The following is a 24920-nucleotide window of genomic DNA, read 5'->3' as shown; positions in this document are numbered from 1 at the left end:
CATATCGACCGTGAAGACATCCCTGGGTTTTGTTTGTCAAGCGGCGGTCTGCTCGTGTTGGTGGTGTGTCCAGGCGGTGGTTTCGTTGTAGGGGGTGTGGGTTTTGAGGCATCCGTGGAGGATGCCCACGAGTCGGTTGGCGAGTTGGCGTAGGGCGGCGTAGTGGGTGAGGCCGCGGGTGCGGAGTTGGTCGTAGTAGGTGCGGGCTCCGGGGGAGGCTTTCAACGCTGACTGGGCTTGGCGCATCAGGGCGTCGATGAGGCGGTCGTTGCGGACGTAGCGGGCCCGTACGGTGGTTTTGCGGCCGGAGGCGATGGTCAGGGGGCTGGTGCCGGCGTAGTTCTTACGGGCCTTGGCGTGGCGGTAGCGGTCGGGGTCGTCGCCGAACTCGGAGAGCACCCTGGCGCCGAGGATCTGTCCGAGACCGGGCTGGGACAGGTAGATCTCGGCGTCAGGGTGCCTCCCAAAATGGGTCTTCACCTCGCCCTCCAGCTCACTGATCTCGCTGGTCAGGGTCGTGATCACCGAGATCAGCGAGCGGGTGACCGCCGCGGAAGCGGCGGTCAGGACCGGGCCACGCCCCAGATGCTGGGCGCGTAGCGCCGCCCGGATCGCCTCGGCCTTGCCCGTGACGTCACGACGGCCCGCCCTGCTCAGCGCACTGGTGATCTGCGCGCGGGACAGCCTGGCCGCCCGCGCGGGATCCGGGGCTTTGGCCAGCAAGGCCAGCGCCTCGGGCGCCCCCAGGTCGGCAAACGCTTCGAGCGCGGCCGGGAAATACTCCCGCAACACCGCCTGCAACCGCAGCAGATGCCGGGTCCTGTCCCAGATCAGGGACTGATGCGCCCGGGCCAGCTGCTGCACCCCCTCGGCCAGGTCACTGTCCCCGGCAACCTCACGCAACTGGTGCCCGTCAGTGCGCACCAGATCCGCCAGCACATGCGCATCCCCGGCGTCGCTTTTCGCACCCGACACCCCCAACCGCTCCCGCGAACGCGCCGCCTGCCGCGGATTGACCGCGAACACCCGATACCCCGCCGCGACCAGCGCCGCCACCCACGGCCCCCGATCGGTCTCGATCCCGATCAACACCTGGTCCGGCTCGGCATCGGCGGGCAACCACCGCGCCAGCAACTCATGCAGCCGCGCTACCCCCTGCACTCCTTCCGGCAACCGGGCCCTGACCAGCCGCCGCCCGGACGCATCCTGGATCTCCACATCATGGTGATCACACGCCCAGTCATCACCCACGAACAACACCACGCCCTCAACCCTCCAACCACCAGTCCGTATCGAACGAGTCACCGGCAGCCACGTGGAAGAAGATCAACGGCCTAATGGTCAAGTGCTCACACCACACAGGTCGGCACGACATCCCTTCAGTGATCAACCTCTTCCACCACCAGCAGGGGCACGGTCTTCACGAAGATCTCAACAAACCCGGGACCCACAAGTGCTCACCCACCAGCAGCCACCACATCCGAGCCTGCCAAACCAGCCCGAACACACCCCATTAGGGACCCTTCACGGCTACTTCGCAGGTCAGAGGGGTTGCCCGGGTTACGGGGAGTGGCCTGTCACGATCGTCACCGATGCCCTTGGCGAGCGGAGCGCCAACCCGTCCTTGCTTGCCATTACGCTGGTGAGGACCGTACGGAGCGCGAGAGGGCAGGGGAGAAGTGTCGGTTCAGAGTGGCACCATCGAGGATCTGCGCGCGAGCGTGGGCCTGCGGATCGCCGATGAGCAACTGCTGCGCACGCTGGCCGCTGGACTCGCCGACGTCGAGAACCTGCTGCGCGAAACGGCCCGGAGCGACGTCAAGGCGGTCCACGAAGCCGCCTCGCATCTGGTGGAAGCCGGGGGCAAGCGGTTCCGGCCGATGTTCACGCTGCTCGCCGCCCAGTTCGGCAAGGGAAACCACGAGGGCGTCGTGACCGCGGCGGCCGCCGTGGAGCTGGTCCACCTGGCGACCCTGTACCACGACGACGTGATGGACGAGGCGACCATGCGGCGCGGCGCGCAGAGCGTCAACGCCCGCTGGGACAACACGATCGCGATCCTGACCGGCGACTTCCTGTTCGCGCACGCCTCCCGGCTGGTGTCGGAACTGGGCACGGACGCGGCGCGGATCATCGCGGAGACCTTCGGTGAACTGGTCACCGGACAGATGCGGGAGACCGTCGGTCCCGGTGACGGCGAGGACCCTGTCGAGCACTACCTGAGCGTGGTGGCGCAGAAGACGGGTTCGCTGATCGCGACCGCGGGCCGGTTCGGGGGCATGGTCTCCGGGGCCGAACCCGAACACGTCGAGGCGTTGCAGCGGTTCGGCGAGATCATCGGCACCGCCTTCCAGATCTCCGACGACGTCATCGACATCGCCTCGCCGTCCCACGAGTCGGGCAAAACGCCGGGCACGGATCTCCGCGAGGGTGTGCGCACCCTGCCGATGTTGTTCGCGCTCGCCGACCCGAAAACGGATCCGAGGCTGCGGGAACTGCTGGCCGGGCCGATCGGTGACGATGACCTGGTCGAAGAGGCCCTCCAGTTGCTTCGGGTCTCGAAGGGCCTGGACAGCGCGACGGCTACGCTGGCCGATTACGCCCGGCGCGCCCGGGCGCAGTTGTCGGCGCTGCCCGCTTCGGCGGCACGCGACGCCTGTGAGTCGGTCGCGGATTATCTTGTCGCTCGTACGCGCTGACGCGATCCCTTCATCGCGTCATGAGCGAGGCGTTCCGGTGTCACTGAAAGTGCTACCGGTGCGTTAGGAAGAGAAAGGACCCACGATGTCCCTCTTCGGACAGGTGTGGTTGTGGAGCGTGCTGGCGTTCGCGGCCGGTGTGCTGTTGACCTGGTTGCTGCTGGTCCGCCCCGCGCAGGCCAGGAACCGCCTCCTCGAACGCAGGCTGCTCGCCGCGCAGGCCGCACCGGCACGGGAGCCGGAACCGGAACCGGAGCAGCGGGTCGCGCCGACCCGCACCTTCGAACCGGAGCCCGAGCCGGAGCCGACCCGTGCCTTCGAGCCCGAGCCGTTCCAGCCGGAGCCATTCCAGCCGGAGCACCCGGCCGACTATCCCGCCCAGCCCGAACCGGGGCCGCAACCGCACTGGTACGAACGGGACAGCTTCGGCAGTCCGGTCACCGAGCAGGCCGAGTCCGGCGGGTCCTTGTTCTCTTCGCCGGTGTCCTCCGCACTGGAACCCGAATCCGAGCACCGGCCCGAACCCGAGACCGAGGCCGAGAAGACCTCGGTCTTCGCGCCGTTCGAGCAGGCGGAATCGGGCTCGCTGTTCGAATCCGGCAAGGAGGCCGGGTCCCTCTTCGAGCCGGGCCGCGAGACAGGATCCCTGTTCGACACCGGCCACGAGGCGGGCTCGCTGTTCGAACCGGCGCCGGAGCAGACGGGGCGGCACGGACTGCTGGACGAGCGGGAGGAGGCCGTCGAGCCGGCACCCCCCGCCTACGCCTTCGGCGGGGACAGTGCTCCGGTCGCCCACGAGGAGACGCCGGTCGAGTCGACGCAGGTCCTGCTGCCCAAGCGCCAGCCGAAGACCCCGCCGAGGGGCACCGAAATGCCGCAGCTGAGCCCGCCGTCCATGCGCGCGATCGAGCGCCGCGAACCACTCGACGCCGAGGGGAGGGGGCGCAGCGGCTCCCTGTTCGAGCCTGCGGTGAGCACGGCCGGCGGTGCGGGCGAGTCCCGCTCCCTCTCGTCGGGTTCGGTGCCGCCCGGCCCGTTCGGTCCCGGTTCGGCGATGCCCCGGCCCGGCGGTGGCAAGCCCGCCGACGATTTCGCGGTCAAGGCCAGTGTCACCGCGTTGCGCTACTGCACGGAGGATTCTCCGCAGTTCGCCCGCATGGTGGCCGAGGTGTGGTTCCGCACGCCAACGGACGCCGAGCGCGTCGGCTTCCGCCCGCTCTGACCTTGAGCGTCAATCGGGGCCCTGTCGAGCGGCTGCCGTGAGGGGTCCCCTCACGGCAGCCGTCGGCAGACGCTCCTCGGCTGAGGAGCGCTTGCCCTCAAGGCGACCTTGAGAGCATTTTTGACCCTCAAGGCGACCTTCGGGGCACACAACCCCACACGAACGTGGAACTCACGCGCACCAGCATGGGACACAAGCGCCGGAAGGTGGGACTCGCGCGGCCGAGCGACACGACTTTGCCGGACCCCTCACGGCAACGGGGTCGTGAGGTGGTCTCCTCACGACCCCGTTTTCGTTTCCCGCTGTCAGGCGGTGACGGTCCAGGTGTCCTTGCCGGTGAGCAGGGCCTGCAGGTCGGGCTGACGGGCCTCGCGGGCCTGTTCCACCTGCGCGCGGGCCTGGTCGTCGTAGGTCGGGCGCTGGACCTGCCGGAAGATCCCGGTGGGCGTGTGGTTGAGGTGCTGGTCGCCCAGCCGCGAAAGCGCGAAGGCGTACGAGGTGCTGTCGATCGACGGGTCGTGCACGATGAGGTTCTCCTCGCCGAGCTCGCTCACCTTGCCGATCTCCAGTCCGCCCCACCCGCTGCTGGTGACGCCGTACTCGCCCTCGGCGCCGAATCGGATGGGCTGCCCGGCCTTGAGCGGGATGATCCGTTCCGCCGCCTGGTCGGCGTCCTTGAGGACGTCGAACGCGCCGTCGTTGAAGATCGGGCAGTTCTGGTAGATCTCCACCAGCGCCGAGCCGCGGTGCTGCGCGGCCGCGGTGAGCACCTCGGTCAGCCCGGCCTTGTCGCTGTCCAGTGCACGGGCGACGAAGGTGGCCTCGGCGCCCAGCGCCAGCGAGAGCGGGTTGAACGGAGTGTCCAGCGAGCCCATCGGGGTGGACTTGGTGACCTTGCCCGGCTCGCTGGTGGGCGAGTACTGGCCCTTGGTCAGCCCGTAGATCCGGTTGTTGAACAGCAGGATCTTGAGGTTGACGTTGCGCCGCAGGGCGTGGATCAGGTGGTTGCCGCCGATGGAGAGCGCGTCGCCGTCGCCGGTGACGACCCACACCGACAGGTCGGGGCGGGTGGTGGCCAGGCCGGTGGCGATGGCGGGGGCGCGCCCGTGGATCGAGTGCATCCCGTAGGTGTTGAGGTAGTACGGGAATCGCGACGAGCAGCCGATGCCCGAGACGAACACGATGTTCTCGCGCTTGAGGCCGAGCGTGGGCAGGAAGGACTGCACCGTGTTGAGCACGACGTAGTCCCCGCAGCCGGGGCACCAGCGCACTTCCTGGTCGGACTTGTAGTCCTTGGCCTTCTGCGGCTCGTCGGTGTGCGGGACGAGGTCCAGGCCGGTGACGGCCGGGAGACCCAGATCGATGGCCGTCATGCTGCCACGACCCCCTTCATGATGTCGGTGAACACGGCCTCGAGCTCCTCGGCCTTGAACGGCAGGCCGGCGACCTTGGTGTAGGAGTGGACGTCGGCCAGGTACTTCGCGCGCAGCAGCAGCGCGAGCTGGCCGAGGTTCATTTCCGGCACCACGACCTTGTCGTAGGAGGCCAGCACCTCGCCGAGGTTGGCCGGGAACGGGTTGAGGTGGCGCAGGTGGGCCTGCGCGATGGCCAGCCCGCGCTTGCGCACCCGGCGGCAGGCCGCGCCGATCGGGCCGTAGGTGGAGCCCCAGCCCAGCACCAGCACGCGGGCGTTCCCGCTCGGGTCGTCGACCACGAGGTCGGGCACCGCGACACCGTCGACCTTGGCCTGGCGCAACCGGACCATGTGGTCGTGGTTGTCCGGGTCGTAGGAGATGTTGCCCTTGCCGTCGGCCTTTTCCAGTCCGCCGATGCGGTGCTGCAGGCCCGCGGTGCCGGGGATCGCCCATTCGCGGGCCAGCGTCTCGGGGTCGCGGACGTACGGCCAGAACTCGGCCGAGCCGTCCTTGGCGTTGGGCTCGGTGGCGAATTCCACGCGCAGGTCCGGCAGGTCCTCCACGTTCGGGATCAGCCACGGCTCGGAGCCGTTCGCGTTGGCCCCGTCGGAAAGGATCATCACCGGGGTGCGGTACTTGAGCGCGATTTCGGTCGCCTCCACGGCCGCGGCGAAGCAGTCGGCGGGCGACTGCGGCGCGATGACCGGTACCGGGGATTCGCCGTTGCGGCCGAACATCGCCTGCAGCAGGTCGGCCTGCTCGGTCTTGGTGGGCAGGCCGGTGGACGGGCCGCCGCGCTGCACGTCGATCACCACCAGCGGCAGTTCCAGCATCACGCCGAGCCCGATGGTCTCGGACTTGAGCGCGATGCCGGGGCCGGAGGTGCTGGTCACCCCGAGCGCGCCGCCGTAGGAGGCACCCAGCGCGGCGCCGATGCCCGCGATCTCGTCCTCGGCCTGGAAGGTGATCACACCGAAGTTCTTGTGCTTGGACAGCTCGTGGAGGATGTCCGAGGCCGGGGTGATCGGGTACGTGCCGAGCAGCACGGTGAGCCCGGACCGCTGGCCCGCGGCGACGATCCCGTACGCGAGCGCCGTGTTGCCGGTGATCTGGCGGTAGGTGCCGGGGGCGAGCTTCGCCGGGGCCACCTCGAAGGTGGTGGCGAAGGATTCGGTGGTCTCGCCGTAGTTCCAGCCCGCGTGGAAGGCCAGGATGTTCGCCTCGGCGATGTCCGGCTTCTTCGCGAACTTCTCCCGCAGGAACTGCTCGGTGCCTTCGGTGGGCCGGTGGTACATCCACGACAGCAGGCCGAGGGCGAACATGTTCTTGCAGCGCTCGGCGTCCTTCTTGCCGAGACCGGTGCCGGCCAGTGCGCCCTGCGTCAGGGTCGACATGGCGACCTGGTGCACCTGGAAGGCGGACAGCGAGTCGTCCTCGAGCGGGTTCGACGCGTAGCCGACCTTGGTCAGGTTCCGCTTGCTGAACTCGTCGGTGTTGACGATCAGGGTCGCGCCCTGCGGCAGGTCGCCGAGGTTGGCCTTCAGCGCGGCCGGGTTCATCACGACCAGGACGTCGGGCCGGTCGCCGGGGGTCAGGATGTCGTAGTCGGCGAAATGCACCTGGAACGACGACACGCCCGGGATGGTGCCCTGGGGGGCCCGGATCTCGGCCGGGTAGTTGGGCAGCGTCGCCAGGTCGTTGCCGAAGGCTGCGGCTTCGGAGGTGAACCGGTCACCCGTCAGCTGCATACCGTCGCCGGAGTCACCCGCAAACCGGATGACGACCCGGTCCAACTTGGAGATCTCGGTCGGACGGGTGGCCGACAACGCACCGTTGCCGTTGGCACTCGTGCTCATAGGTCAGGGAATCCCTCTCTCCCGACTAGTCGTGTCCGCGAAGAACACCTTGTGCCGGGCGCACTTCCGCCGATACCTCCACCTTACTGGGGATTTTGATCCGGCGGTTCTTCCTGTGATCCGGCTTACCTGCTACTCATGGTAACAGTTACTTTCTGTCGTTGATGGCGGCCCGCATGGCCGCCAGACGGAGGGCGAACTCCGGTGAATTCAGCGACTCGACCTGCGGACCGAGCTCGGTCTCCACGGCCTCCGCGTGCTCGGTAAGAGCCAAGGTCAGGCGCAGGGAATGCTTGGTCGAGAGCACCAGTTCACGGGGCGCCGCGGCCGCCGGGGCGGCCAGTTCCAGCGCCGCTTCGAGTAACTGTTCGTGATCGCCCTCGACCGTCCGCATGGTGAGACCGGCCCGTTCGGCTGCCGTCGCGTCGAGCGTTTCACCGAACAGTGCCATGGCACGCGCGCGCTGCACGCCCACCGCCCGCTGCAGCATCCAGGTGAATCCGCCGCCGGGGTGGATGCCGAGTTCGAGAAAGCGCGGAATGAACTTCGCCCGGGGACCGGCGATCCGGACGTCCGCGGCCAGTGCCAGGTTCAGACCGGCACCGACGGCCGCACCGCCGACCGCGGCGATCGTCGGCAGCGAGCAGCGCGCGACCGCGAGAAACCCCGCGTAGACCGCGCGAAGTCCCTCCTCCTGCGCTTCGCCGAGGGCGGTGAGATCGGCTCCCGCGCAGAACGCCGGTGGCGTGCCGGTGACGATCAGCGCGTGCACCCCGGTGTCGCGCTCGGCCTCGGCCACCGCCTCCGCGAGTTCGCCGGACAGCGCCAGGGTGAGCGAGTTGCGCCGGTCCGGGGCGTCGACGGTGATCACCGCGACCTTGCCCCTGCGCTCGGCGAGAATCCGTTCCGTCATACCCCCATCATGTCCCGGGGGTCAGGTTCCCGGCGTAGGCGGTCGTTCCAGTAGACGGGACAGCACCACGGTGGAAACGGTGCGGTCGACGATCTCCAGGCCGCGCACCCGTTCCAGCGCGGTCTCCAACTGGCCGATGTCCGCCGCCCGCAGGTGCACGATCGCGTCCGCCGCGCCGGTGACGGTGTAGGCCGCGACCACCTCGGGCAGCGGTTCGAGCCGGGCCCGGATCCGCGCCGGGGACACGTTGCCCCGGCAGTGCACCTCGACGAACGCCTCGGTGCCCCAGCCGAGCGCCTCCGGATCGACCACCGCGGTGAACCCGCGCAGGACCCCGGTCTCCAGCAGGCGGTCCACCCGGCGTTTCACCGCCGGGGCGGACAGGCCGACGACCTTGCCGATCTCGGCGTAGCTGGACCGCGCGTTGGCAACCAGGCACGAAACGATTCGCTGATCGATAGGGTTCACACGCAATGTTTAGCAGGTATTCCCACAAGAAAGAACGATTGATAGCCGCCTGGGCGCCCCATACCTTGAATGTATGACCACTCGGGTACCCCTGACCCGCCGATACCTCATGTGCCCACCCCGCTACTTCGCCGTCGACTACGCGATCAACCCCTGGATGGACCCGGAAACCCCGGTCGACCGGGAACGCGCGCTGGCGCAGTGGGCCGGGTTGCGCGACACCTACCGCAGGCTCGGGCACACCGTCGAAGAGATCGAGCCGGAGCCCGGCCTGCCCGACATGGTCTTCGCCGCCAACTCGGGTCTCGTCCTCGGCGGGCGGGTGCTCGGCGCGCGCTTCCGCGCCCCGCAGCGGGCACCCGAGGCCGAGCACTACCGTCGCTGGTTCACCGGACACGGCTACCCCGACATCACCATGCCGTCACGGATCAACGAGGCGGAGGGCGATTTCGCCTGGACGGGCCGTCTGCTGCTGGCGGGAACCGGCTTCCGCACCGAGCCGGAGGCGCACGCCGAGGCGCAGGAGGTGTTCGGCGTGCCGGTGCTGTCCCTGCGGCTGGTCGACCCGCGCTTCTACCACCTGGACACGGCCCTGTTCGTGCTCAGCGAGGCGACCGACGACTCGCCAGGGGAAATCGCTTACTACCCCCCGGCGTTTTCGCCCGGTTCACAGCGCGTGCTGGCCCGGTTGTTCCCCGATGCGGTCATCGCCACCGACGCCGACGCGGAGTGCTTCGGGCTGAACGGGGTCTCCGACAACCGTCACGTCGTGCTCCCCGCGGAGGCCGCGGCGCTGGCCGAGCGCCTCGCCGACCGCGGTTACGAACCGGTGCCGGTGGAGCTGTCCGAACTGCGCAAGGGGGGCGGCGGCCCCAAGTGCTGCACCCTGGAAATCCGCAAGTAGGGACACCACGACCGCCAATGTCCGGAATGGACAGTGGAGTCAGTAGCCCTCGGCCTCGGGAATGATGTCCGTGGCGAAGAAGTCGAGCAGCCTGGTGTCCGGCATGCCGGGCACCGAGCCGATCACGGCGTCCACGCCAAGGCTCGCGAGGCGCCGGAGTTCGGTCTTGAGTTCCTCGGCCTTTTCCCCGTTCGCCCCGATGTCGAGGGTGTGGTACGCGGTCTTGGTGATCTCGTCGTAGTCGCGACCCTCGGCCTCGCAGTGGGCGCGCAGGACGTCGAGCTTGCGGGGCAGATCCGGGCCGTCGAAGATGTTGCACGCGTCGCCGTACCGGGCGACGAACCGCAGCGTCTTCTTCTCCCCGCCGCCACCGACCATGATCGGGGGATGCGGCTTGGACAGGGCCTGCGGCACGTTCAGCAGCCGCTCGGCGTGGATGTAGTCGCCGGAGAACGGGCCGTCGTCGTCCGACCACATCTGCCGGACGTAGCGCAGCGCCTCTTCGAGCATCGCGAAGCGTTCCTTCATGGGCGGGAAGGGGAAGCCGAGGCCGCGGGACTCCTCCTCGTTCCATCCCGCGCCGATGCCGAGCATCGCCCGCCCGCCCGACAGCACGTCGAGCGTGGTCACGGCCTTCGCCAGCACGCCGGGTTGGCGGTAGATGACGCCGGTGATGACGGTGAGCAGGGTGACCCGCTCGGTGTGCGCGGCGAGGAAGCCGAGCGTGGTGTAGGCCTCGAGCATGTCGTTCTCCACCGGGCCCACGTCCTGGATCTGGAAGAAGTGGTCCATTACGGCGAGGTACTCGAAACCCGCGGCGTCGGCGGCACGGGAGACCTCGGCGAGATCGGCGCCGAGCCTGGCCGAGCCGCCCGGCCAGGTGAAGTCCGGAATCTGCAAACCGAGTTTCATGAGCGCCTTCCGGTCCGATTTGTTGTTCAAGTGTTTCCGGCGCTATACCCGCGGTGACCGCACCTCACTCCTGCCCGCGGGTGGTGACCGAATTCACCGGCCGGGTGTCACCGGCCGACCTGCGCTTTCGTCGCGCGGCGTCACCAGGGAGAACGGGACGTGACGAGTTCGGTCTTGGTCGCCCGCGCCCGCCCGGACCACAATCATCGTGGAACTTTCCCGGCTCGCCGGCACGTTCAGAAATCGGGTGTGTTGCTCGAGGGAGGCGCAGGTCAAGTGCACAGGCATCAGAACGGGTTGAAGACCGCGCTGCTGCTCGGCCTGCTGAGTGCCCTCATCATCGCGATCAGTTCGCTGTTCGGCCGTACCGCCCTGTTCGTCGGCCTGGCGATCGCGCTCGGCATGAACGCCTACACGTACTTCAACTCCGACAAGCTGGCCCTGCGGGCCATGCACGCTCGTCCGATCTCGGAAGCGGAGCAGCCGGTGATGTACCGGATCGTGCGCGAGCTGGCCACCTCGGCCCGCCAGCCGATGCCGGCGCTCTACCTCAGCCCGACCGTGGCGCCGAACGCCTTCGCCACCGGGCGGAACCCGCGGCACGCGGCCGTCTGCTGCACCACCGGAATCCTCGACCTGCTCACCGAGCGCGAGTTGCGCGCGGTGCTGGGTCACGAACTGTCCCACGTCTACAACCGGGACATCCTGATCTCGTGTGTGGCGGGGGCACTGGCGAGTGTGATCAGCGTGCTCGCGAACCTCGCGATGTTCATCGGCTTCGGCGGGAACGACCGCGAGGGCGGCAACCCGTTCGTCTCCCTGCTGCTGATCCTGGTCGGCCCGATCGCCGCCGCGGTGATCCGCCTGGCGGTGAGCCGGTCGCGGGAGTACCAGGCGGACGCCTCCGGCGCCGAACTCACCGGTGACCCGCTGGCGCTGGCCTCGGCGCTGCGCAAGCTGGCCGAGGGGACGCGGCGCGCGCCGCTGGTGCCCGAGCCGCAGCTGGTGGCCCAGTCGCATCTGATGATCGCCAACCCGTTCCGGCCGGGCGAGTCCCTGTCGAGGCTGTTCTCCACCCACCCGCCGATGGAGGACCGCATCGCCCGGCTCGAGGAGATGGCGCGCCGGGGCCGCTGACCTCGGTGGCTCGGCTGGTGGCTCAGCCGGTGGCGCCCGCCGCGCGAGCCACGGCGGCCACGTAGTCGCCGTAGCCGGACTTGGAGAGCTTCATGCCCAGGGCCAGGCACTGGTCGGGGTCGATGTAACCCATCCGCAGCGCGACCTCTTCCAGGCAGGCGATGCGCACCCCGGTGCGGTGTTCGAGCACCTGCACGAACTGACCCGCCTCCAGCAGTGAATCGTGCGTACCGGTGTCGAGCCAGGCGAAACCGCGGCCGAGGTCCACCAGTTTGGCCCGGCCCTGCCGCAGGTAGGTGAGGTTGACGTCGGTGATCTCCAGCTCGCCGCGCGAGGAGGGCCGCAGTTCGCGGGCGATGTCGACCACGTTGTTGTCGTAGAAGTACAGGCCGGTGATGGCCTTGTTCGACTTCGGCCGCTCGGGCTTCTCCTCGATGGAGACCAGCCTGCCCTCGGCGTCCGTCTCGCCGACGCCGTAGCGCTGCGCGTCCTTGACCGGGTAGCCGAACAGCACGCAGCCGTCCAAAGAGGACACCTCGCGCTGCATCCGCTCGGAGAAACCCTGCCCGTAGAAGATGTTGTCGCCGAGGACGAGCGCGACGTCGCCATCGCCGATGAAGTCGGCGCCGATCAGGAACGCCTCGGCAAGGCCGTTGGGGCTGGGCTGCTCGGCGTAGTCGAAGGTGAGGCCGTACTGATCGCCGGAGCCGAGCAGGCGGCGGAAGCTGGGCAGGTCCTCGGGGGTGGAGATGATCAGGATCTCCCGGATCCCGGCCAGCATGAGCACCGAGAGCGGGTAGTAGATCATCGGCTTGTCGTACACCGGGAGCAACTGCTTGGACACGGCTTGAGTTATCGGATGCAGGCGCGTCCCGCTGCCCCCCGCCAGCACGATCCCCTTCATCCCGCGGCTCCTCCTCAGTCGGCCTCGCGCCTTCCGAGCCCACCCTAGCGGGAGTATTTACATACATGCAGTATGTATGTAAATCTGCGGGTATGACGACAAGCGAATCACTGGGGCAGGAGCGCCACCTCGACCTGCCGCAAGGGCGGATCCGTTACTACGAGCGGGGATCGGGGCGGACGGTGGTCTTCCTCCACGGCATCCTCACCAACGCCGATCTGTGGCGGGCCGTGGTGCCGGGGGTGGCCGAGGCCGGGTTCCGGTGCCTCGCGCCGGACTGGCCGCTCGGCGGGCACGAGCAGCCGATGAACGACGACGCCGACCTCACCCCGCCCGGCCACGCGGACCTCATCGCGGCCTTCCTGGCGGCACTGGACGTGCGGGACGTGATCCTGGTCGCCAACGACACCGGGGGCGCGCTGACCCAGATCCTGCTCACGCGGCATCCGGAGCGGGTCGACCGCGTGGTACTGCTGCCTTCGGACAGCTTCGAGTACTTCTTCCCGCCGATCTTCAAGCCCCTTCCGGTGCTCGCGAAGCTCCCCGGTTCGATGCGGCTGCTCGCCCGGGTGACCCGGAGCAAGACGCTGCAGCGGTCCCCGCTGCTGTTCGGCTGGGTGGTCAAGCGGCCCGTCCCGCCCGAGATCCTCGACTCCTATCTCGGGCCGGTGAGCCGGTCCGCCGGGGTGCGCCGGGATCTGCGGAAGCTGCTGCGGGCCGTGCACCCGCGTCACACACTGGCGGCGGCGGAGAAGCTGCGCACCTTCTCGCGCCCGGTCCTGCTGCTGTGGGGGACGGAGGACAAGCTGTTCCCGATCAGGTTCGGGCGCAGGCTCGCCGAACTGCTGCCGAAGGGACGGCTGGTCGAGGTCCCCGACACCTACACGTTCATCGCCGAGGACCAGCCCGCCGTGCTGGTGCGGCAGATCGTCGAGTTCGCGGGCGTCGTGGCACATTAGGGGCGTGCGACGCACCCAGCAAGATCGCTCCAACAGCACCAAGACGGCACTGGTCGCGGCGGCCCGCGAACTGTTCGCCAGCCGCGGCTACCAGGCCGTCCCGGCCGACGAGATCGTGCGCGCGGCCGGTGTGACGCGGGGCGCGCTCTACCACCACTACGCCGACAAGCAGGGCCTGTTCCGCGCGGTGGTGGAGGAGTTGGAACGCGAGGTCACCGCCGAAGTGGAAGCCGCGTTCCAGGACGCGCCGGACGCGGTCTCGGGAATGGGCGTGGCGCTGTCCGTGTTCCTCGACGCCTGCCTGCGCGAAGAAATCCGGCAGATCTCGCTGACGGACGCGCCCGCCGTGCTCGGCTGGGGCGTCTGGCGCGAGATCGAGGCGGAGTACGGCCTCGGGCTGCTCATCCGGGTGTTGGCGCAGGCGGTCGAGGAGGGGCGGGTCGTGCCGCAGCCGGTGCCCGCACTGGCCCAGCTCGCGCTGAGCGCGGTGATGGAGGGGGCGCGGATGATCGCCGAGGCCGACGATCCGGCCGCCGCCCGCGCCGATGTCCAGCAGGTCCTCGGCCACTGGTTCGCCTCGCTGGTGGCGCGGGAATAGCCTGCGGCGGGATCACGTTGGGGCTGGGCGTGCGCGTTGACGTCTGGTCCGATGTGGTCTGTCCGTGGTGCTATCTCGGCAAGCGTCGTTTCGAACGCGCCCTCGCCGGTTTCGAGCGCCGTGACGAGGTCGAGGTGGTCTACCGCTCGTTCGAGCTCGACCCCCGGATGCCGCGCGGCGAGACCGTGCCGAAACTCCCGTTGCTGGCCGCGAAGTACGGGCGGGACGAGTCGGAAATGCGGGAGATGGAGCACCGGCTCGAACAACTCGCCGCCGCGGAAGGGCTGGAGTACCACCTCGACGGCGGCGTCATGGGCAACACCTTCGACGCGCACCGGCTGTTGCACCTGGCGAAGGAACGCGGCGTGCAGGCCGAGGTGACGGAGCGGTTCTTCCGCGCGTACTTCACCGAACAGCGGTCGGTGTTCGACGAGGATTCACTGGTTGCGCTGGCCGCCGAAGCGGGTCTGGGCGCGGACGAGGCGCGAACGGTCCTGAAGGAGGGCACCTACGCGGACGAGGTCCGCGCGGACGCCGAAGAGGCGCGAGCGCTCGGCGCGAACGGCGTGCCGTTCTTCGTCTTCGACAACCGGTACGGGGTGTCCGGCGCCCAGTCGGTCGAGACCTTCGAGGCCGCCCTCGCGAAGGCGTGTGAAGCCTGATCCTCGGGCGACACGGTCGAATTGACGGCGGGCGCCAAGCTCTCGTCGTTTTCGTGATGGCGATGCTGGTATTCAGTGCCGGGCTGATCTCGGAGCGCGTGGCCTTGAGCTATGCGCTGGCTCACTGGGACGCGGTGATGGCGCCCGTGCGGGGCAAACGCCTGGAGGGCGAGGAGATCGGCGAGGCCATCGTCAACGATCTCTACCGACTGCTCCGGATGATCTTCCTCGTGACCGTCGGCCTCGTGCTGGTGCTGCTGCCGTTCGTGCTGCGCCGGTCGAGGCTCGCCGCCGCGGTGGCCACCGTGCTGAGCGTGCCCTTTGCGGGCTTCGGCAGCTACATCGAGATCGTCTCCCTGGTCTCCGACCCGGCGACCAGTCGGAGCGTGGATCCAGTTCCTGACCCGAACATGCGCGGATGGTCGGCATTCTGCCAGGCGGTGGGCGGTCCGCTCATCGTCCTTGGTGCCCTCGCCGTGATCCTCGTGTTCTTCCTGCCGGCAACACGCCGGCTGTTCCGGGCACGCCGGGAAGTACGAGACGGAACCGCGTCGGCCGACCTCCCAGCTCGCCGGGTACGGTCGGCCGACCTACAAGCAGAGCCCTCGGATCACCGGTAGTTGGTGAACTGGAGCGCGATGTCCAGGTCCTTGCCCTTGAGCAGGGCGATGACGTCCTGCAGGTGGTCCTTCTTCTTGCCGGACACGCGCAACTGGTCGCCCTGGATCTGGGCCTGGACCCCCTTCGGGCCCTCGTCGCGGATGATCTTGGCGATCTGCTTGGCCTTGTCCGAGGCGATCCCCTGGATGATCTTGCCGTTGACCTTGTAGATCTTGCCGGACACGGCGGGCTCATCGGCCTCGAACGCCTTCAGAGAGATGCCGCGTTTGATCAGCTTCTCCTTGAACACCTCGACCGCCGCGAGCGCGCGCTCCTCGGTCTCGGCCTCGATGGTGATCGCCTCTTCGCCGGCCCAGGACACCTTCGCGTTGACGCCGCGGAAGTCGAACCGGGTGGACAGCTCCTTCGCGGCCTGGTTCAGCGCGTTGTCCACCTCCTGGCGGTCGACCTTGCTCACTACGTCGAAAGACGGATCGGCCACGGATCCCCACCTCGTACTCTCGCTTGTCGGGTCGGCCACACACCCTAGCCGCCGATGGCCAACCCGGTTGCCGGGGCCGTCGGGGCATTGGGTACTCTTGTCCTCGGCCGGTCCACCCGGCCATGGCGGGTTGCCCGAGCGGCCAAAGGGATCTGACTGTAAATCAGACGGCACTGCCTTCGGGGGTTCGAATCCCTCACCCGCCACACCAGAGTAATCACCCCCGCGACCTGCGAAAACAGGACACGGGGGTGATCTTGTCTTTCCGGCTGTGTCCGGGGTGGTCCGGCCCGCGGCGGGTGGTCGCGGCAAATACGCGGCCAAGTTCTCGCCAGTGAGACAGAGACCCTCCGTATCAGAAACTTTGGTCAACTCCTGGACATGTTGAAGCTGGCCAAGCCCGTAGATGGTTAGCACCCCGTGGCTCGTGGAATCAAGCTGGGCAGACAGCCCGGCCGTGACCGGCGCGGAACCCACCTTTGATGATGAAGAGGTGGGGACTCCTGCGAGGGCCTGTGGCGCGTGGGGCTGGACCGCTGGGTACCACCTCGCTGTTGGCACCGCCACCCCTGGGCGCAAACGTCGTCGCGTAGATACCGATACCTGGGATCGATGAGCGACGGAGGATTCGGGTGATCGCGAACTGAGAGGCACCGCGGGGGCTCGGGCATCTCCGCCTACCGTAACGGCTCGTTGGCCTGGCGGGCCGTCGCGCGAGGTAAGTCGACTCAATGGGCTGTGTTGTTGCCTCGCAGCACTGGCCGGTATCGACAGCACTCCTCCCGGGACGTCTCGTTAAGTGAGGGGCTGTGGCACAGATATTCGTCCGTCGTCTCGATCATTAAGGGCATGCATCATTTTAGTAAAAGAGTGATCTCCAGAGTTCCTGTGCGGGCGGATCTGTCGAGCTGGAAAGTGGAATAGGCGTTAGCGTAGTTGGAAGCATGCAGATTACGTAAAGGAGTGTCATGCAGAAGATCGGCGACATTGGTGACGTAGAGTACGCGGAACCTGCGAACGATGGGGTGATTCATCTTGTTTCCTCATTTGAAACGATGAAGGAAGATGATGAGGCTAAGGCGCTCAGGGTGATTGGTGTTAGTGGGCCTATCTCAAATATGGAAATAGGAAGCGGGGAATCGCTAATCGTTGAAAGTCGGATAGTTGACGCAAGGAAGGAGGGGCAAGGTGGAACAGTCTCGCTATCTGCTGAATCATTGGGAGGTATCAAAGTCTACGCTGGAAGCAAGGCGTTCGACGTCCTCTCTTCGGCTGACGTATCGGATTATTTCGCCTTCCCTGATCCTCCTATAAGGGAGAAGAAGTTCGGTTTTATACCTGTTTCTGTCCAATTTGAGCGTGATCCTGACGCTCCCTCGTGGGTGGGGGACGTGTACCTTCCTCTCATTCGGATCCATAGGCCTCAAGCGGCTGGATGTTCAACTACGGCTGTTAGCCAGCTTGCTGAAGGTGCAAGTATTCAAGGAAAGTTCGGGTTTACAGGCCTTGGCGCAGGCGGGTCGTTGAAGTTCAGGTCTGCGCTGCGTCGCACCTATGTCGCCAATGATGCCTGTGTGGAGGTTGCCGTTCGGAGTAAGGTCCAGGTCCAGCACGGATGGGTGAACGTGAATGGTAATGCTGTTTACTATGTCGCGCGGTATCTGTTAATGCCGCCAGATTCAAGGAGTCAATATATACGCGATATACCGGCAAGAGCGGATCGATGCAGGGGGCCGTACCCTGAGGATATTGAAATCGTAGACATGACAGAGACTTCGCCGCATAATTTATATAAGGCACAATCTAAGATCTCCTCCAGTTCTTTTGGGTATATTTCTGCCGGAGTCGAATTGAATAAGGTGCCAGTGAGCTTGTCGCTAAAAATGACGAGAGAGCTGGCTGTGGAGTATTCTGTGGAAACTACTCTAGCTGGTGGAGCAACTTACTCTCGTTTCAATCTTGTCGGGGTAGATGGATCCCTAATAGAGACGTGTTGGCAGAATCTCGGGGCTGGCCCTCGTGGTTGTAGGGAGGTGTCTCATTGAACCTGACTTCCGGTTGAGAGATTGCTCGTGCGGTATCCGCTCAAGTTGCTGAACGGTCACACTGCCCTCACTTCGGCTTTCTTCACAGTCACCAGCCGTCTTGGGATCGTTCTACCCTATCCCTTGCTGATTTCTCGCCGCCGTCGAGGCACTTGGCATACACCTTGAGTAGCACTGTGAGGCTGTGCCCGGCCCACTTCGCCACCCGGGGAGCTTCGACGCCAGCGCTGAGCCAGGTCGAGACACTGGCGTGCCGAAGGTCGTAAGGACGCTTGGCCAGGGCGCTGGCTGCAAGCTCGGCAGTGAACACGGCCTCGCGAGCCTTCGCCCACACGCGCCCGTAGGTCGAGCTTCCGAGGCGCCCGCCGTTGCGAGCGCCTCGGAACAGACGACCGTCTGGAGCGGTGCCGAAACGGGCAAGATGGTTGTGCAGGATCGCGGTCAGCGTGAGCGAGCACGGCACAACCCGCCCGACCTTGGCTTCTCTGTGCTTGAGCGGTCCCTCGGCGCTCGCCTCGCCGGAGTCGGTCCACTCCTGGCCGATCTCGGGGCGCGCGCCTTCCAGGTTCAGGTCACCCCAGCCTTCCTTGGGGAGTGACAGGTTGGACTTCTTCAAGGCGGCTGCCTCCTCGGGGCGGAGGCCGGCGTAGTACATGAGGGCGAAGAAGGCCACGAGCGGTGGCCCCTGCTTACCGACGGCATCGACGGCTGCGAGCAGCATCCGCGCTTGTGTGGGGTTGACGACGGATGCCGGGTCGACCTCGTTCAAGGCGTAGTTGCGCTTCTTGACCTTGATCTCGGCGAGGGGGTTCTTGGCCAGCAGTTTCTTCTCGATGGCGTAGTCGATGGCGTTCCCCAGGGCGGTGCGACGGATTCGGACTGTGTTGGCCGATGCACGCCTGCCGTCGAGGTTGAGGTCAAGGGTGCCGAGCACGGAACGGAGCACGTCCGGCTTGGTGAGGTCCGACACGCGCCGACAGTTGCGTTCAACGGTCTTGAGGAGGTCCGCGGTAGCGGGCGTGGGTTGATCTGCGCGGGTCCTTTTGTTGAAGGCGGTCATTAAGGCGTTGCGCAGCTTCTTGCCGTCGCGCACTTGGGTGCTGTCGTGGAGCATCGCCACTGTGATCCTCGTCATGGACTCAGCCAGCGACTTTCGATACTTCGGTGACGAGTCGGGCCACTTCATGTCGACGTAGGAGCAGGCGAAGGCATACCAGGTCACGGCTTCCGCCTGCTGACGCTTCATCGAGACGGGGAGTCCGCTCTCGGTGTCGAACGCTTCGCCGCTGCGTGCGGACGAGACGAGGCCAGATCGGAAGCTGTCGGCGAGGGCCGAGGTCTCGAACGACTCGCCGAACTCGTTCCCGGCGACGACCCACCGCACCCGGTAGGTCGTCTTCTTCTTTCCCCTGTACTGCTTGATCGCCCAGATGCGGACCTCGTGGGTGGCGTCCATCAGGCCGTCACCTCTCGCGATTCGAGCCAACGTTCCAGGTCGGCGCGGCGGATGCGGATCTCTCCGTTCGGAAGCTTGATACAGCGGGGTGCGCGGTTCTTGGCACACCAGTCGTAAAAAGTCGACTTAGCGATTTGAAGCTCCTCGCAGAGTGCCTTGAGAGTGAGGAGCTGACGCGCGGCGGTCATCTAGTGAGTGCTCCTTGAGGAGTGCCGACGAAGGCACGACGGATGGAAGTAGTGGGGTCGCGAGGCCTGGGCTACGGACCGGCTGATTCGTCCGCGACTGCCGCGACCTCCGCGACCGTGCTGGTCACCGGGGTCGCGGTTGCCTTGCGGGAGCCGCGACCGTCCGCGACCTGGTCGGTCGCGGAGGTCGCGGACGGCTGCGTTACGCGTGCGACTTCGCTAGGTGCGCTGACCTGCTGGGTTGCGCTGGTCGCGGAGGTCGCGGCGAGATCGAGCGGCGGTAGGTAGCGACTCCAGGCATCGGCAAGGTCGCCGTCTCCGTCGACGCGGTAGCCCTTCAGAGCCCTGCTGTTGACCTTGAGATCCTTCGGGCGGACGAGGTACCGGTCCAATTCTTTGGCCAGGCGCCGGCTGTCCAGGGGTTTAGGGCACGGGGGTGTTTTGTTCCCAGGGCCGGACCTGGTGGGCTCGTGCGGGCATCTGCCGAGCGAATCGCGCGACAGGTCGCATACTCGACCGTCACAATCGTCCGGTGTTCGACTTCGGGATCGACGGCTACCGTCCGTATTGGCTCACCGCTCTGGCGGAGATGCGCCGGGAACATGGCGATCGTCTGGCCGCGCTCGTCGGTCGCCGACTCACGGCCACGCGGCTGATGTGGGATCTCGATAGCGACGAATGGTGGAGTGACGGGCCTGTGGTGCTGGGCTTCGAGGATGAGCAGGTCGAGATCAACCACCAGAAGTTCGCCGAGCTTTCCATCACCTGGAACTCGATCGACACCGACCGCGCCCCGGCCGTTCGGGGCTTTCGCCTCGGCTGGCGGGACGACGTCCCGTGCGAACTGGTCGCGTTGCGTGGACGGCGTCTTTCGTCCGTTGTGTTCCTCCAATGGCGTGGCGAGGAAGGGGATGTCGCCGACGGCACCTGCGCGCTGCATTTCGACTTCGCGCAGGGTGGTTCGGTCACCGTCGCCAACGGGTTGGACGAGAACCACCTCGACTTCGGGGTCCCCGAATCACGGTGGCGGCGGTATCCCACTTCCGTGAGGGGCAGGACCTGTGCACAACCGGTGGATAACCCTGTGGACAACTTGTGGACAAGCCTGCGGTCAGTTCGTCCGGCCGGTGCGGAATCGAACCCTCCCCGGCAGTAGGTCAGCAGATCGCGATGCACACCGGCGTCGCGCAGAACCGCTTCCGTCCAGCGCCTGATCGCCTCGGCGGGAACGGGCCGCCTGGCCATCTGCCCACACATCAGCGGCGACCGGCGTAATCGGCGACGATCCGCACCTGTCCGGGCAGCGTCAGCTCCGCGCCCGGTCGAACCTCAGCGCTTGTCCCGGAATTCGGTGCGGATGTGCTCGTCGTCGTGGTATGCGCGTTCCTGTGCGTAGGCGCGGTAGGCGCGCTCGTCCGCTTCCGTGTCCAGCGACGCGGCCAGCGCACGCGGGTGGAGGTGTTCCTTGAGCACGACGTTGAGTTGTGCGCCCAGCAGCGTCACGATGCTCTGCAGGTAGAACCACCACAGCAGCGTGATCACGGTGGCGAACTGGCCGTAGGTGCGTTGCGCGTTGTGCAGGTAACGGCTGATGATCAGCGAAGAAAGCGATTGCAGCACGAAGAACAACAGACCGGACAGCACCGCTCCGGGCAGCACGTCCCGCGTCGTGATCTCGCGGTTGGTGAGGATGCGGAACGCCGCCACGAACAGGCCCACGTCCAGCACTACCGCGACCGCGTAACCGAGCAGGTGCCCGGACCAGCTGAGGCCGAGCGCCCCGGCCGCTCCGGCGACGAACCCGGTGACCAGGGTGGTGAGCACGAGCCCGAGCCCGATGGTGACCAGGACGCCGAGGCTCCGGCCGATCTGCTCGACGAACTTCGGCCGGTCCTTGTACGGCAGTTCCCACACCGAGTTGAACGCGAACTGGGTGACCCGCACGGCGCGCATCCCGCTCCACAGTGCGGTGACGAGGCCGAGGATCAGCGCCCACCAGGACCCGGTCAGGCCCTGCACGCTGGTCGGATCGATCAGCGGGAACATCGAGCCGACGGTGGTCAGGACGTCGTTCCTGAGGTTCGGCGGCAGGAAGAACCCCAGCAGCGTCACGAACACCAGGAACAACGGGAAGATCGAGAAGAAAGCCCAGAAGGCGATCATGCTCGCCAGTTGCGGCGACCGGTCTTCGGCGAACTTGCGGACCACCGCTACCGGCACCGCCACCGTGCGGTGCTCCCGCTGGAACCGATCCACCTGTTCGAGCTTGGCCTTCACCTGACTGCCGGAACGACCATTCTGCTGGTTCACGGCCCGAGGAATACCCGTTCCCGTATGGCGTGAACCGGGCGGACGGGATGCCGCAACCCCCGTTACCGGCCTAGCATCGCTTCGTGGACCTGCCCGTGATGCCGCCGGTGAAACCGATGCTCGCCAAGGCCGTGCACGAGGTGCCGACCGCACCCGGACTGTGGTACGAGCCGAAATGGGACGGCTTTCGCTGCATTACGTTCCGCGACGGTGACGAGGTCGAGCTGGGTTCCCGCAACGACCGGCCGCTGACGCGGTACTTCCCCGAGCTGATCGACCTGGTCAAGCGGGCCCTTCCGCCACGCTGCGTGGTCGACGGGGAGATCGTGATCGTGACCGAGCGCGGGCTCGACTTCGACAGCCTCCAGCTGCGCCTGCATCCGGCGGCCTCGCGAGTGCGCAAACTCGCGCAGGAGACGCCCGCGAGCCTCGTAGTGTTCGATCTCCTCGCACTCGACGACCGCGATCTGACGCACGAACCCTTTTCGGAACGCCGGCGGCTGCTGGAAGGTGTCGTCGGGTCGTCGCTGGCCCGCGTGCACCTGACCCCGATGACCGAGGACCCCGCCGTCGCCCGCGACTGGTTCGAGCGGTTCGAAGGCGCGGGATTCGACGGGGTGATGGCGAAGCCGTCCAACCAGCCCTACGCACAGGACAAGCGCGTCATGTGGAAGGTCAAGCACGAGCGGACCGCGGACTGCGTGGTCGCCGGATTCCGGTGGCACGCGGACGGAAAGGGCGTCGGCTCGCTCCTGCTGGGCCTCTACGACGATGCGGGCACGCTGCATCACGTGGGCGTCGCGAGCAGTTTCACCGCCGCCCGGCGCGGGGAACTGGTCGGTGAGCTCGCTCCCCTGAGGGAGAACGCGCTGGAGAACCATCCGTGGCGTGACTGGGCCGATGCGCAGCGCGAGAGCGGCGGGAGGATGCCTGGCGGGTTGAGCCGGTGGAACGCGCAGAAGGACCTGTCGTGGGAACCGCTGCGGCCCGAACTGGTCGCCGAGGTCCGCTACGAACACCTGCAGGCCGACCGGTTCCGCCACGGGACCCGGCTGGTGCGGTTCCGCCCGGACCGCAAGCCCGAGTCGTGCACCTACGGGCAACTGGAAGAGGTCGCCCCGGCGGAACTGGCCGCGCTGTTCACCGAGGTCGCCTCGCCGTGAGCGTGACCCTCGAGGTCGACGGCCGTCGGCTCACCGTTTCCCACCCGGAAAAGGTGTACTTCGGCGAGCGGGGCGAGACGAAGCTGGACCTGATCCGCTACTACCAGGCGGTGGCCGGGCCGCTGCTGGGCACGCTGGGCGGGCGGCCCCTGCTGCTGGAGCGCCATCCCGACGGGGCGGGCGGCAAGTCGTGGTTCCAGAAGCGGGTGCCGTCCTCGGCGCCGCCCTGGCTGTCCACCACCACGGTGGCCACGCCGAACGGCACCACCAGCGAAGCGCTCGTCGCCGCGGACCTGGCGCACGTGCTGTGGGCGGTCAACCTCGGGTGCCTCGGTTTCCACGTCTGGCCGTTCCACGCGGCCACCCCGCAGTTCACCGACGAGTTGCGCATCGACCTCGACCCCTCACCAGGGGTCACCTTCGGGCAGGTGCGTGAGGCGGCCCGGCACACGCGGGAGTTGCTCGGCGAACTCGGCATCGAAGCGTGGCTCAAGACGACGGGTTCACGAGGGCTGCACATCTACGTCACGCTCGAACCGCGGTGGAACGGTTACCGGGTGCGGGATGCCGCCGTCGCGCTCGCCCGCGAACTCGAACGCCGCCATCCCTCGTTGATCACTGCTCAGTGGTGGAAGGAGGAACGCGGCGCACGGGTTTTCGTGGACTACAACCAGAACGCGCCGCACAAGACCGTGTTCGGCGCCTGGTGCGTCCGGCCGCGCGTGGGCGCGCAGGTGTCCACGCCGATCGCGTGGGAGGACCTGGACACCGTCGAACCGGACGAGCTGACCATCGCCACCGTGCCCGCCCTGCTGGCCCGGCGCGGTGACCCGTGGGCGCGCCGCCGACCGCAGTCGATCGAGCCGCTGCTGGAGAAATCCCGTCAGGACAGGGAAAACGGTTTGATGGACGCGCCGTGGCCGCCGGTGTATCCGAAGATGCCGGACGAGCCGCCGCGAGTGGCGCCCAGTCGCGCCAAGAAGAACTCCTGAACTACCGGAGGGTCCTCCGCTTCTGCTACGCTCGGCTCCGCGTACCGGAGGATCCTCCGTTTAACTGGGAGTGTGCACGTGACAGAAACCAAGAAGGCGCCCGGTGGCTCCGCGTTGCTGGCCGGACGGCCCGTCGCGCGGATCGGGTTCGGCGCCATGCAACTGGGGCCGCTTCGCGGCCGCCCGCCCGTCGACCGCGCGAGGGCACTGGAAGTGCTGCGCCGGGCCGTCGACCAGGGCGTCAACCACATCGACACCGCGCAGTTCTACGGTGACGGGGCCTGCAACGAGCTGATCCGCGAGGCCCTGCACCCCTTCCCCGACGACCTCGCCCTGGTCAGCAAGGTCGGCGCCGACCACGACCAGCGCGGCGGGCTGGTCGCGGCGCAACGGCCTGAGCAACTGCGCGCGGGCGTGGAGGAAAACCTGGCCGCCCTCGGGATCGACCAGTTGGCCGTGGTCAATCTGCGCCGTCTCGACGCGCCGCCGGGCATCCTCGCCGAGGGAGACCAGCTCGTCGACCTCGACAGCCAGTTGGCCGAGCTCGTCGCCCTGCGAGACGAGGGCAAGATCGGCGCGATCGGGTTGAGCAACGTGAGCGCCGCGCAACTCCGTCAGGCGCTGCCTGCCGGGATCGCCTGCGTCCAGAACGGCTACAACCTCGTCGACCGCGCCACCGGGCCGGTGCTCGACCTGTGCCGGGAGCACGACATCGCCTGGGTGCCGTTCTTCCCGCTCGGCTCCGCGTTCCCCGGTCATCCCAAGGTCGTCGAGCAGCCTGCGGTCATCGAAGCGGCCGCCTCGCTGGGGGTGACGCCCGCGCAGGTCGGGCTGGCCTGGCTGCTGGCCCACTACGAGCACACGTTGCTCATCCCGGGCACCAGCAACCCGGACCACCTCGACGAAAACCTGATGGTGGGCGATGTCCGCCTCGACCCGGAGATCATCGAAAGCCTCGACGGGGTCGCGGCTTCACTGGCGTAAATCCGTTGACGCGTCCGGGGCCGGGGCGGAG

Annotated in this window: 25 protein-coding genes and 1 tRNA gene; 14 read left to right on the top strand and 12 right to left on the bottom strand. The window is 67.3% G+C overall.

The window, feature by feature from the left end:
- Positions 1-36: 36 nt before the first annotated feature.
- A complete protein-coding gene (locus ORV05_RS30580) occupies positions 37-1260 on the bottom strand; it encodes an IS110 family RNA-guided transposase (protein WP_268759824.1) in 1224 nt (407 codons plus the stop codon).
- Between the two features lie 419 nt (positions 1261-1679).
- On the opposite strand from ORV05_RS30580, the gene ORV05_RS30575 reads away from it, so the two are divergent.
- The gene (locus ORV05_RS30575) at positions 1680-2699 is read left to right on the top strand and encodes a polyprenyl synthetase family protein (protein WP_268755381.1); all 1020 of its coding nucleotides are present in this window, start codon (positions 1680-1682) and stop codon (positions 2697-2699) included.
- Between the two features lie 85 nt (positions 2700-2784).
- Complete coding sequence (locus ORV05_RS30570) at positions 2785-3921, top strand: sunset domain-containing protein (protein ID WP_268755380.1); 1137 nt, start codon at positions 2785-2787, stop codon at positions 3919-3921.
- A gap of 305 nt (positions 3922-4226) precedes the next feature.
- On the opposite strand, the gene ORV05_RS30565 is transcribed toward ORV05_RS30570, so the two are convergent.
- From ORV05_RS30565 to ORV05_RS30550, 4 genes are all read right to left on the bottom strand, one after another.
- Entirely contained in the window at positions 4227-5294 is a 1068-nt protein-coding gene (locus ORV05_RS30565; RefSeq protein WP_268755379.1) for a 2-oxoacid:ferredoxin oxidoreductase subunit beta, read from the bottom strand.
- The gene (locus ORV05_RS30560; RefSeq protein ID WP_268755378.1) at positions 5291-7192 is read right to left on the bottom strand and encodes a 2-oxoacid:acceptor oxidoreductase subunit alpha; all 1902 of its coding nucleotides are present in this window, start codon (positions 7190-7192) and stop codon (positions 5291-5293) included. Before ORV05_RS30560 ends, ORV05_RS30565 begins: the two co-directional genes overlap by 4 nt.
- 148 nt (positions 7193-7340) lie before the next feature.
- Positions 7341-8105: an enoyl-CoA hydratase gene (locus ORV05_RS30555; protein ID WP_268755377.1), complete on the bottom strand. Its 765-nt coding sequence runs from the start codon at positions 8103-8105 to the stop codon at positions 7341-7343.
- 21 nt (positions 8106-8126) lie between these two features.
- A complete protein-coding gene (locus ORV05_RS30550) occupies positions 8127-8573 on the bottom strand; it encodes an Lrp/AsnC family transcriptional regulator (RefSeq protein ID WP_268755376.1) in 447 nt (148 codons plus the stop codon).
- Positions 8574-8646: 73 nt separating this feature from the next.
- On the opposite strand from ORV05_RS30550, the gene ddaH reads away from it, so the two are divergent.
- Positions 8647-9477 (top strand): dimethylargininase, encoded by an 831-nt coding sequence (ddaH, locus tag ORV05_RS30545; RefSeq protein ID WP_268755375.1) that lies wholly within the window; start codon positions 8647-8649, stop codon positions 9475-9477.
- A 39-nt stretch (positions 9478-9516) separates the two neighbouring features.
- On the opposite strand, the gene ORV05_RS30540 is transcribed toward ddaH, so the two are convergent.
- Positions 9517-10389, bottom strand: a complete 873-nt coding sequence (locus ORV05_RS30540) for an LLM class F420-dependent oxidoreductase (protein WP_268755374.1) — start codon at positions 10387-10389, stop codon at positions 9517-9519.
- A 276-nt stretch (positions 10390-10665) separates the two neighbouring features.
- Here ORV05_RS30540 and htpX point away from each other — a divergent pair, with 276 nt between their 5' ends.
- Positions 10666-11526, top strand: a complete 861-nt coding sequence (htpX, locus tag ORV05_RS30535) for a zinc metalloprotease HtpX (RefSeq protein WP_268755373.1) — start codon at positions 10666-10668, stop codon at positions 11524-11526.
- Positions 11527-11548: 22 nt separating this feature from the next.
- On the opposite strand, the gene rfbA is transcribed toward htpX, so the two are convergent.
- A complete protein-coding gene (gene rfbA, locus ORV05_RS30530; RefSeq protein ID WP_268755372.1) occupies positions 11549-12430 on the bottom strand; it encodes a glucose-1-phosphate thymidylyltransferase RfbA in 882 nt (293 codons plus the stop codon).
- Positions 12431-12522: 92 nt separating this feature from the next.
- Here rfbA and ORV05_RS30525 point away from each other — a divergent pair, with 92 nt between their 5' ends.
- Genes ORV05_RS30525 through ORV05_RS30510 form a run of 4 tightly spaced genes read left to right on the top strand, consistent with a single transcriptional unit; the run spans position 12523 to position 15269 of the window.
- On the top strand, positions 12523-13389 hold the full coding sequence (locus ORV05_RS30525; protein WP_268755371.1) for an alpha/beta fold hydrolase: 867 nt from the start codon (positions 12523-12525) through the stop codon (positions 13387-13389).
- 4 nt (positions 13390-13393) lie between these two features.
- The gene (locus ORV05_RS30520; protein ID WP_268755370.1) at positions 13394-13987 is read left to right on the top strand and encodes a TetR/AcrR family transcriptional regulator; all 594 of its coding nucleotides are present in this window, start codon (positions 13394-13396) and stop codon (positions 13985-13987) included.
- A 29-nt stretch (positions 13988-14016) separates the two neighbouring features.
- Positions 14017-14649: a DsbA family oxidoreductase gene (locus ORV05_RS30515; RefSeq protein ID WP_268755369.1), complete on the top strand. Its 633-nt coding sequence runs from the start codon at positions 14017-14019 to the stop codon at positions 14647-14649.
- Between the two features lie 53 nt (positions 14650-14702).
- Positions 14703-15269, top strand: coding sequence for a hypothetical protein (locus ORV05_RS30510; protein ID WP_268755368.1), 567 nt, complete (start codon positions 14703-14705; stop codon positions 15267-15269).
- Here the strand turns inward: ORV05_RS30510 and ORV05_RS30505 are convergent.
- A complete protein-coding gene (locus ORV05_RS30505; protein ID WP_186382322.1) occupies positions 15260-15751 on the bottom strand; it encodes a YajQ family cyclic di-GMP-binding protein in 492 nt (163 codons plus the stop codon). The genes ORV05_RS30510 and ORV05_RS30505 overlap by 10 nt on opposite strands.
- 124 nt (positions 15752-15875) lie before the next feature.
- Here ORV05_RS30505 and ORV05_RS30500 point away from each other — a divergent pair.
- A tRNA-Tyr gene (locus tag ORV05_RS30500) sits at positions 15876-15957 on the top strand.
- 762 nt (positions 15958-16719) lie between these two features.
- A complete protein-coding gene (locus ORV05_RS30495) occupies positions 16720-17796 on the top strand; it encodes a hypothetical protein (RefSeq protein WP_268755367.1) in 1077 nt (358 codons plus the stop codon).
- 88 nt (positions 17797-17884) lie between these two features.
- Here the strand turns inward: ORV05_RS30495 and ORV05_RS30490 are convergent, their stop codons facing one another.
- The 3 genes from ORV05_RS30490 to ORV05_RS30480 all read right to left on the bottom strand — a co-directional run bounded on the left by ORV05_RS30490 (position 17885) and on the right by ORV05_RS30480 (position 19832).
- Entirely contained in the window at positions 17885-19252 is a 1368-nt protein-coding gene (locus ORV05_RS30490) for a tyrosine-type recombinase/integrase (RefSeq protein ID WP_268755366.1), read from the bottom strand.
- On the bottom strand, positions 19252-19440 hold the full coding sequence (locus tag ORV05_RS30485; protein ID WP_268755365.1) for a helix-turn-helix transcriptional regulator: 189 nt from the start codon (positions 19438-19440) through the stop codon (positions 19252-19254). The genes ORV05_RS30490 and ORV05_RS30485 overlap by 1 nt, the downstream gene beginning before the upstream one ends.
- 71 nt (positions 19441-19511) lie before the next feature.
- Positions 19512-19832, bottom strand: a complete 321-nt coding sequence (locus tag ORV05_RS30480; RefSeq protein WP_268755364.1) for a hypothetical protein — start codon at positions 19830-19832, stop codon at positions 19512-19514.
- A gap of 140 nt (positions 19833-19972) precedes the next feature.
- Between ORV05_RS30480 and ORV05_RS30475 the strand changes: the two genes are divergently transcribed.
- Positions 19973-20596: a hypothetical protein gene (locus ORV05_RS30475; RefSeq protein ID WP_268755363.1), complete on the top strand. Its 624-nt coding sequence runs from the start codon at positions 19973-19975 to the stop codon at positions 20594-20596.
- Positions 20597-20769: 173 nt separating this feature from the next.
- Here the strand turns inward: ORV05_RS30475 and ORV05_RS30470 are convergent, their stop codons facing one another.
- Positions 20770-21750: a YihY/virulence factor BrkB family protein gene (locus tag ORV05_RS30470; RefSeq protein WP_268755362.1), complete on the bottom strand. Its 981-nt coding sequence runs from the start codon at positions 21748-21750 to the stop codon at positions 20770-20772.
- 83 nt (positions 21751-21833) lie between these two features.
- Here ORV05_RS30470 and ORV05_RS30465 point away from each other — a divergent pair, with 83 nt between their 5' ends.
- The 3 genes from ORV05_RS30465 (at position 21834) to ORV05_RS30455 (ending at position 24889) form a co-directional block, all read left to right on the top strand.
- The gene (locus ORV05_RS30465) at positions 21834-22913 is read left to right on the top strand and encodes an ATP-dependent DNA ligase (RefSeq protein WP_268755361.1); all 1080 of its coding nucleotides are present in this window, start codon (positions 21834-21836) and stop codon (positions 22911-22913) included.
- Positions 22910-23905: a non-homologous end-joining DNA ligase gene (gene ligD, locus ORV05_RS30460; RefSeq protein WP_268755360.1), complete on the top strand. Its 996-nt coding sequence runs from the start codon at positions 22910-22912 to the stop codon at positions 23903-23905. The genes ORV05_RS30465 and ligD overlap by 4 nt, the downstream gene beginning before the upstream one ends.
- Before the next feature lie 78 nt (positions 23906-23983).
- Positions 23984-24889: an aldo/keto reductase gene (locus tag ORV05_RS30455; RefSeq protein ID WP_407652608.1), complete on the top strand. Its 906-nt coding sequence runs from the start codon at positions 23984-23986 to the stop codon at positions 24887-24889.
- Positions 24890-24920 lie beyond the last annotated feature (31 nt).

Source organism: Amycolatopsis cynarae (assembly GCF_026802195.1).
Classification (GTDB): Bacteria; Actinomycetota; Actinomycetes; order Mycobacteriales; family Pseudonocardiaceae; genus Amycolatopsis_E; species Amycolatopsis_E rhizosphaerae.
This window is presented reverse-complemented; position numbering and strand designations above follow the sequence as displayed.

Excerpts from the sequence above, each read along its gene's own strand:
- ORV05_RS30485 (WP_268755365.1), bottom strand. The coding sequence starts at position 19,440 with ATGACCGCCGCGCGTCAGCTCCTCACTCTCAAGGCACTCTGCGAGGAG.
- ORV05_RS30565 (WP_268755379.1), bottom strand. The coding sequence starts at position 5,294 with ATGACGGCCATCGATCTGGGTCTCCCGGCCGTCACCGGCCTGGACCTC.
- ORV05_RS30560 (WP_268755378.1), bottom strand. The coding sequence starts at position 7,192 with ATGAGCACGAGTGCCAACGGCAACGGTGCGTTGTCGGCCACCCGTCCG.
- ORV05_RS30495 (WP_268755367.1), top strand. The coding sequence starts at position 16,720 with ATGCAGAAGATCGGCGACATTGGTGACGTAGAGTACGCGGAACCTGCG.
- ORV05_RS30570 (WP_268755380.1), top strand. The coding sequence starts at position 2,785 with ATGTCCCTCTTCGGACAGGTGTGGTTGTGGAGCGTGCTGGCGTTCGCG.
- ORV05_RS30490 (WP_268755366.1), bottom strand. The coding sequence starts at position 19,252 with ATGGACGCCACCCACGAGGTCCGCATCTGGGCGATCAAGCAGTACAGG.
- ORV05_RS30525 (WP_268755371.1), top strand. The coding sequence starts at position 12,523 with ATGACGACAAGCGAATCACTGGGGCAGGAGCGCCACCTCGACCTGCCG.
- ddaH (WP_268755375.1), top strand. The coding sequence starts at position 8,647 with ATGACCACTCGGGTACCCCTGACCCGCCGATACCTCATGTGCCCACCC.
- ORV05_RS30555 (WP_268755377.1), bottom strand. The coding sequence starts at position 8,105 with ATGACGGAACGGATTCTCGCCGAGCGCAGGGGCAAGGTCGCGGTGATC.
- rfbA (WP_268755372.1), bottom strand. The coding sequence starts at position 12,430 with ATGAAGGGGATCGTGCTGGCGGGGGGCAGCGGGACGCGCCTGCATCCG.
- ORV05_RS30540 (WP_268755374.1), bottom strand. The coding sequence starts at position 10,389 with ATGAAACTCGGTTTGCAGATTCCGGACTTCACCTGGCCGGGCGGCTCG.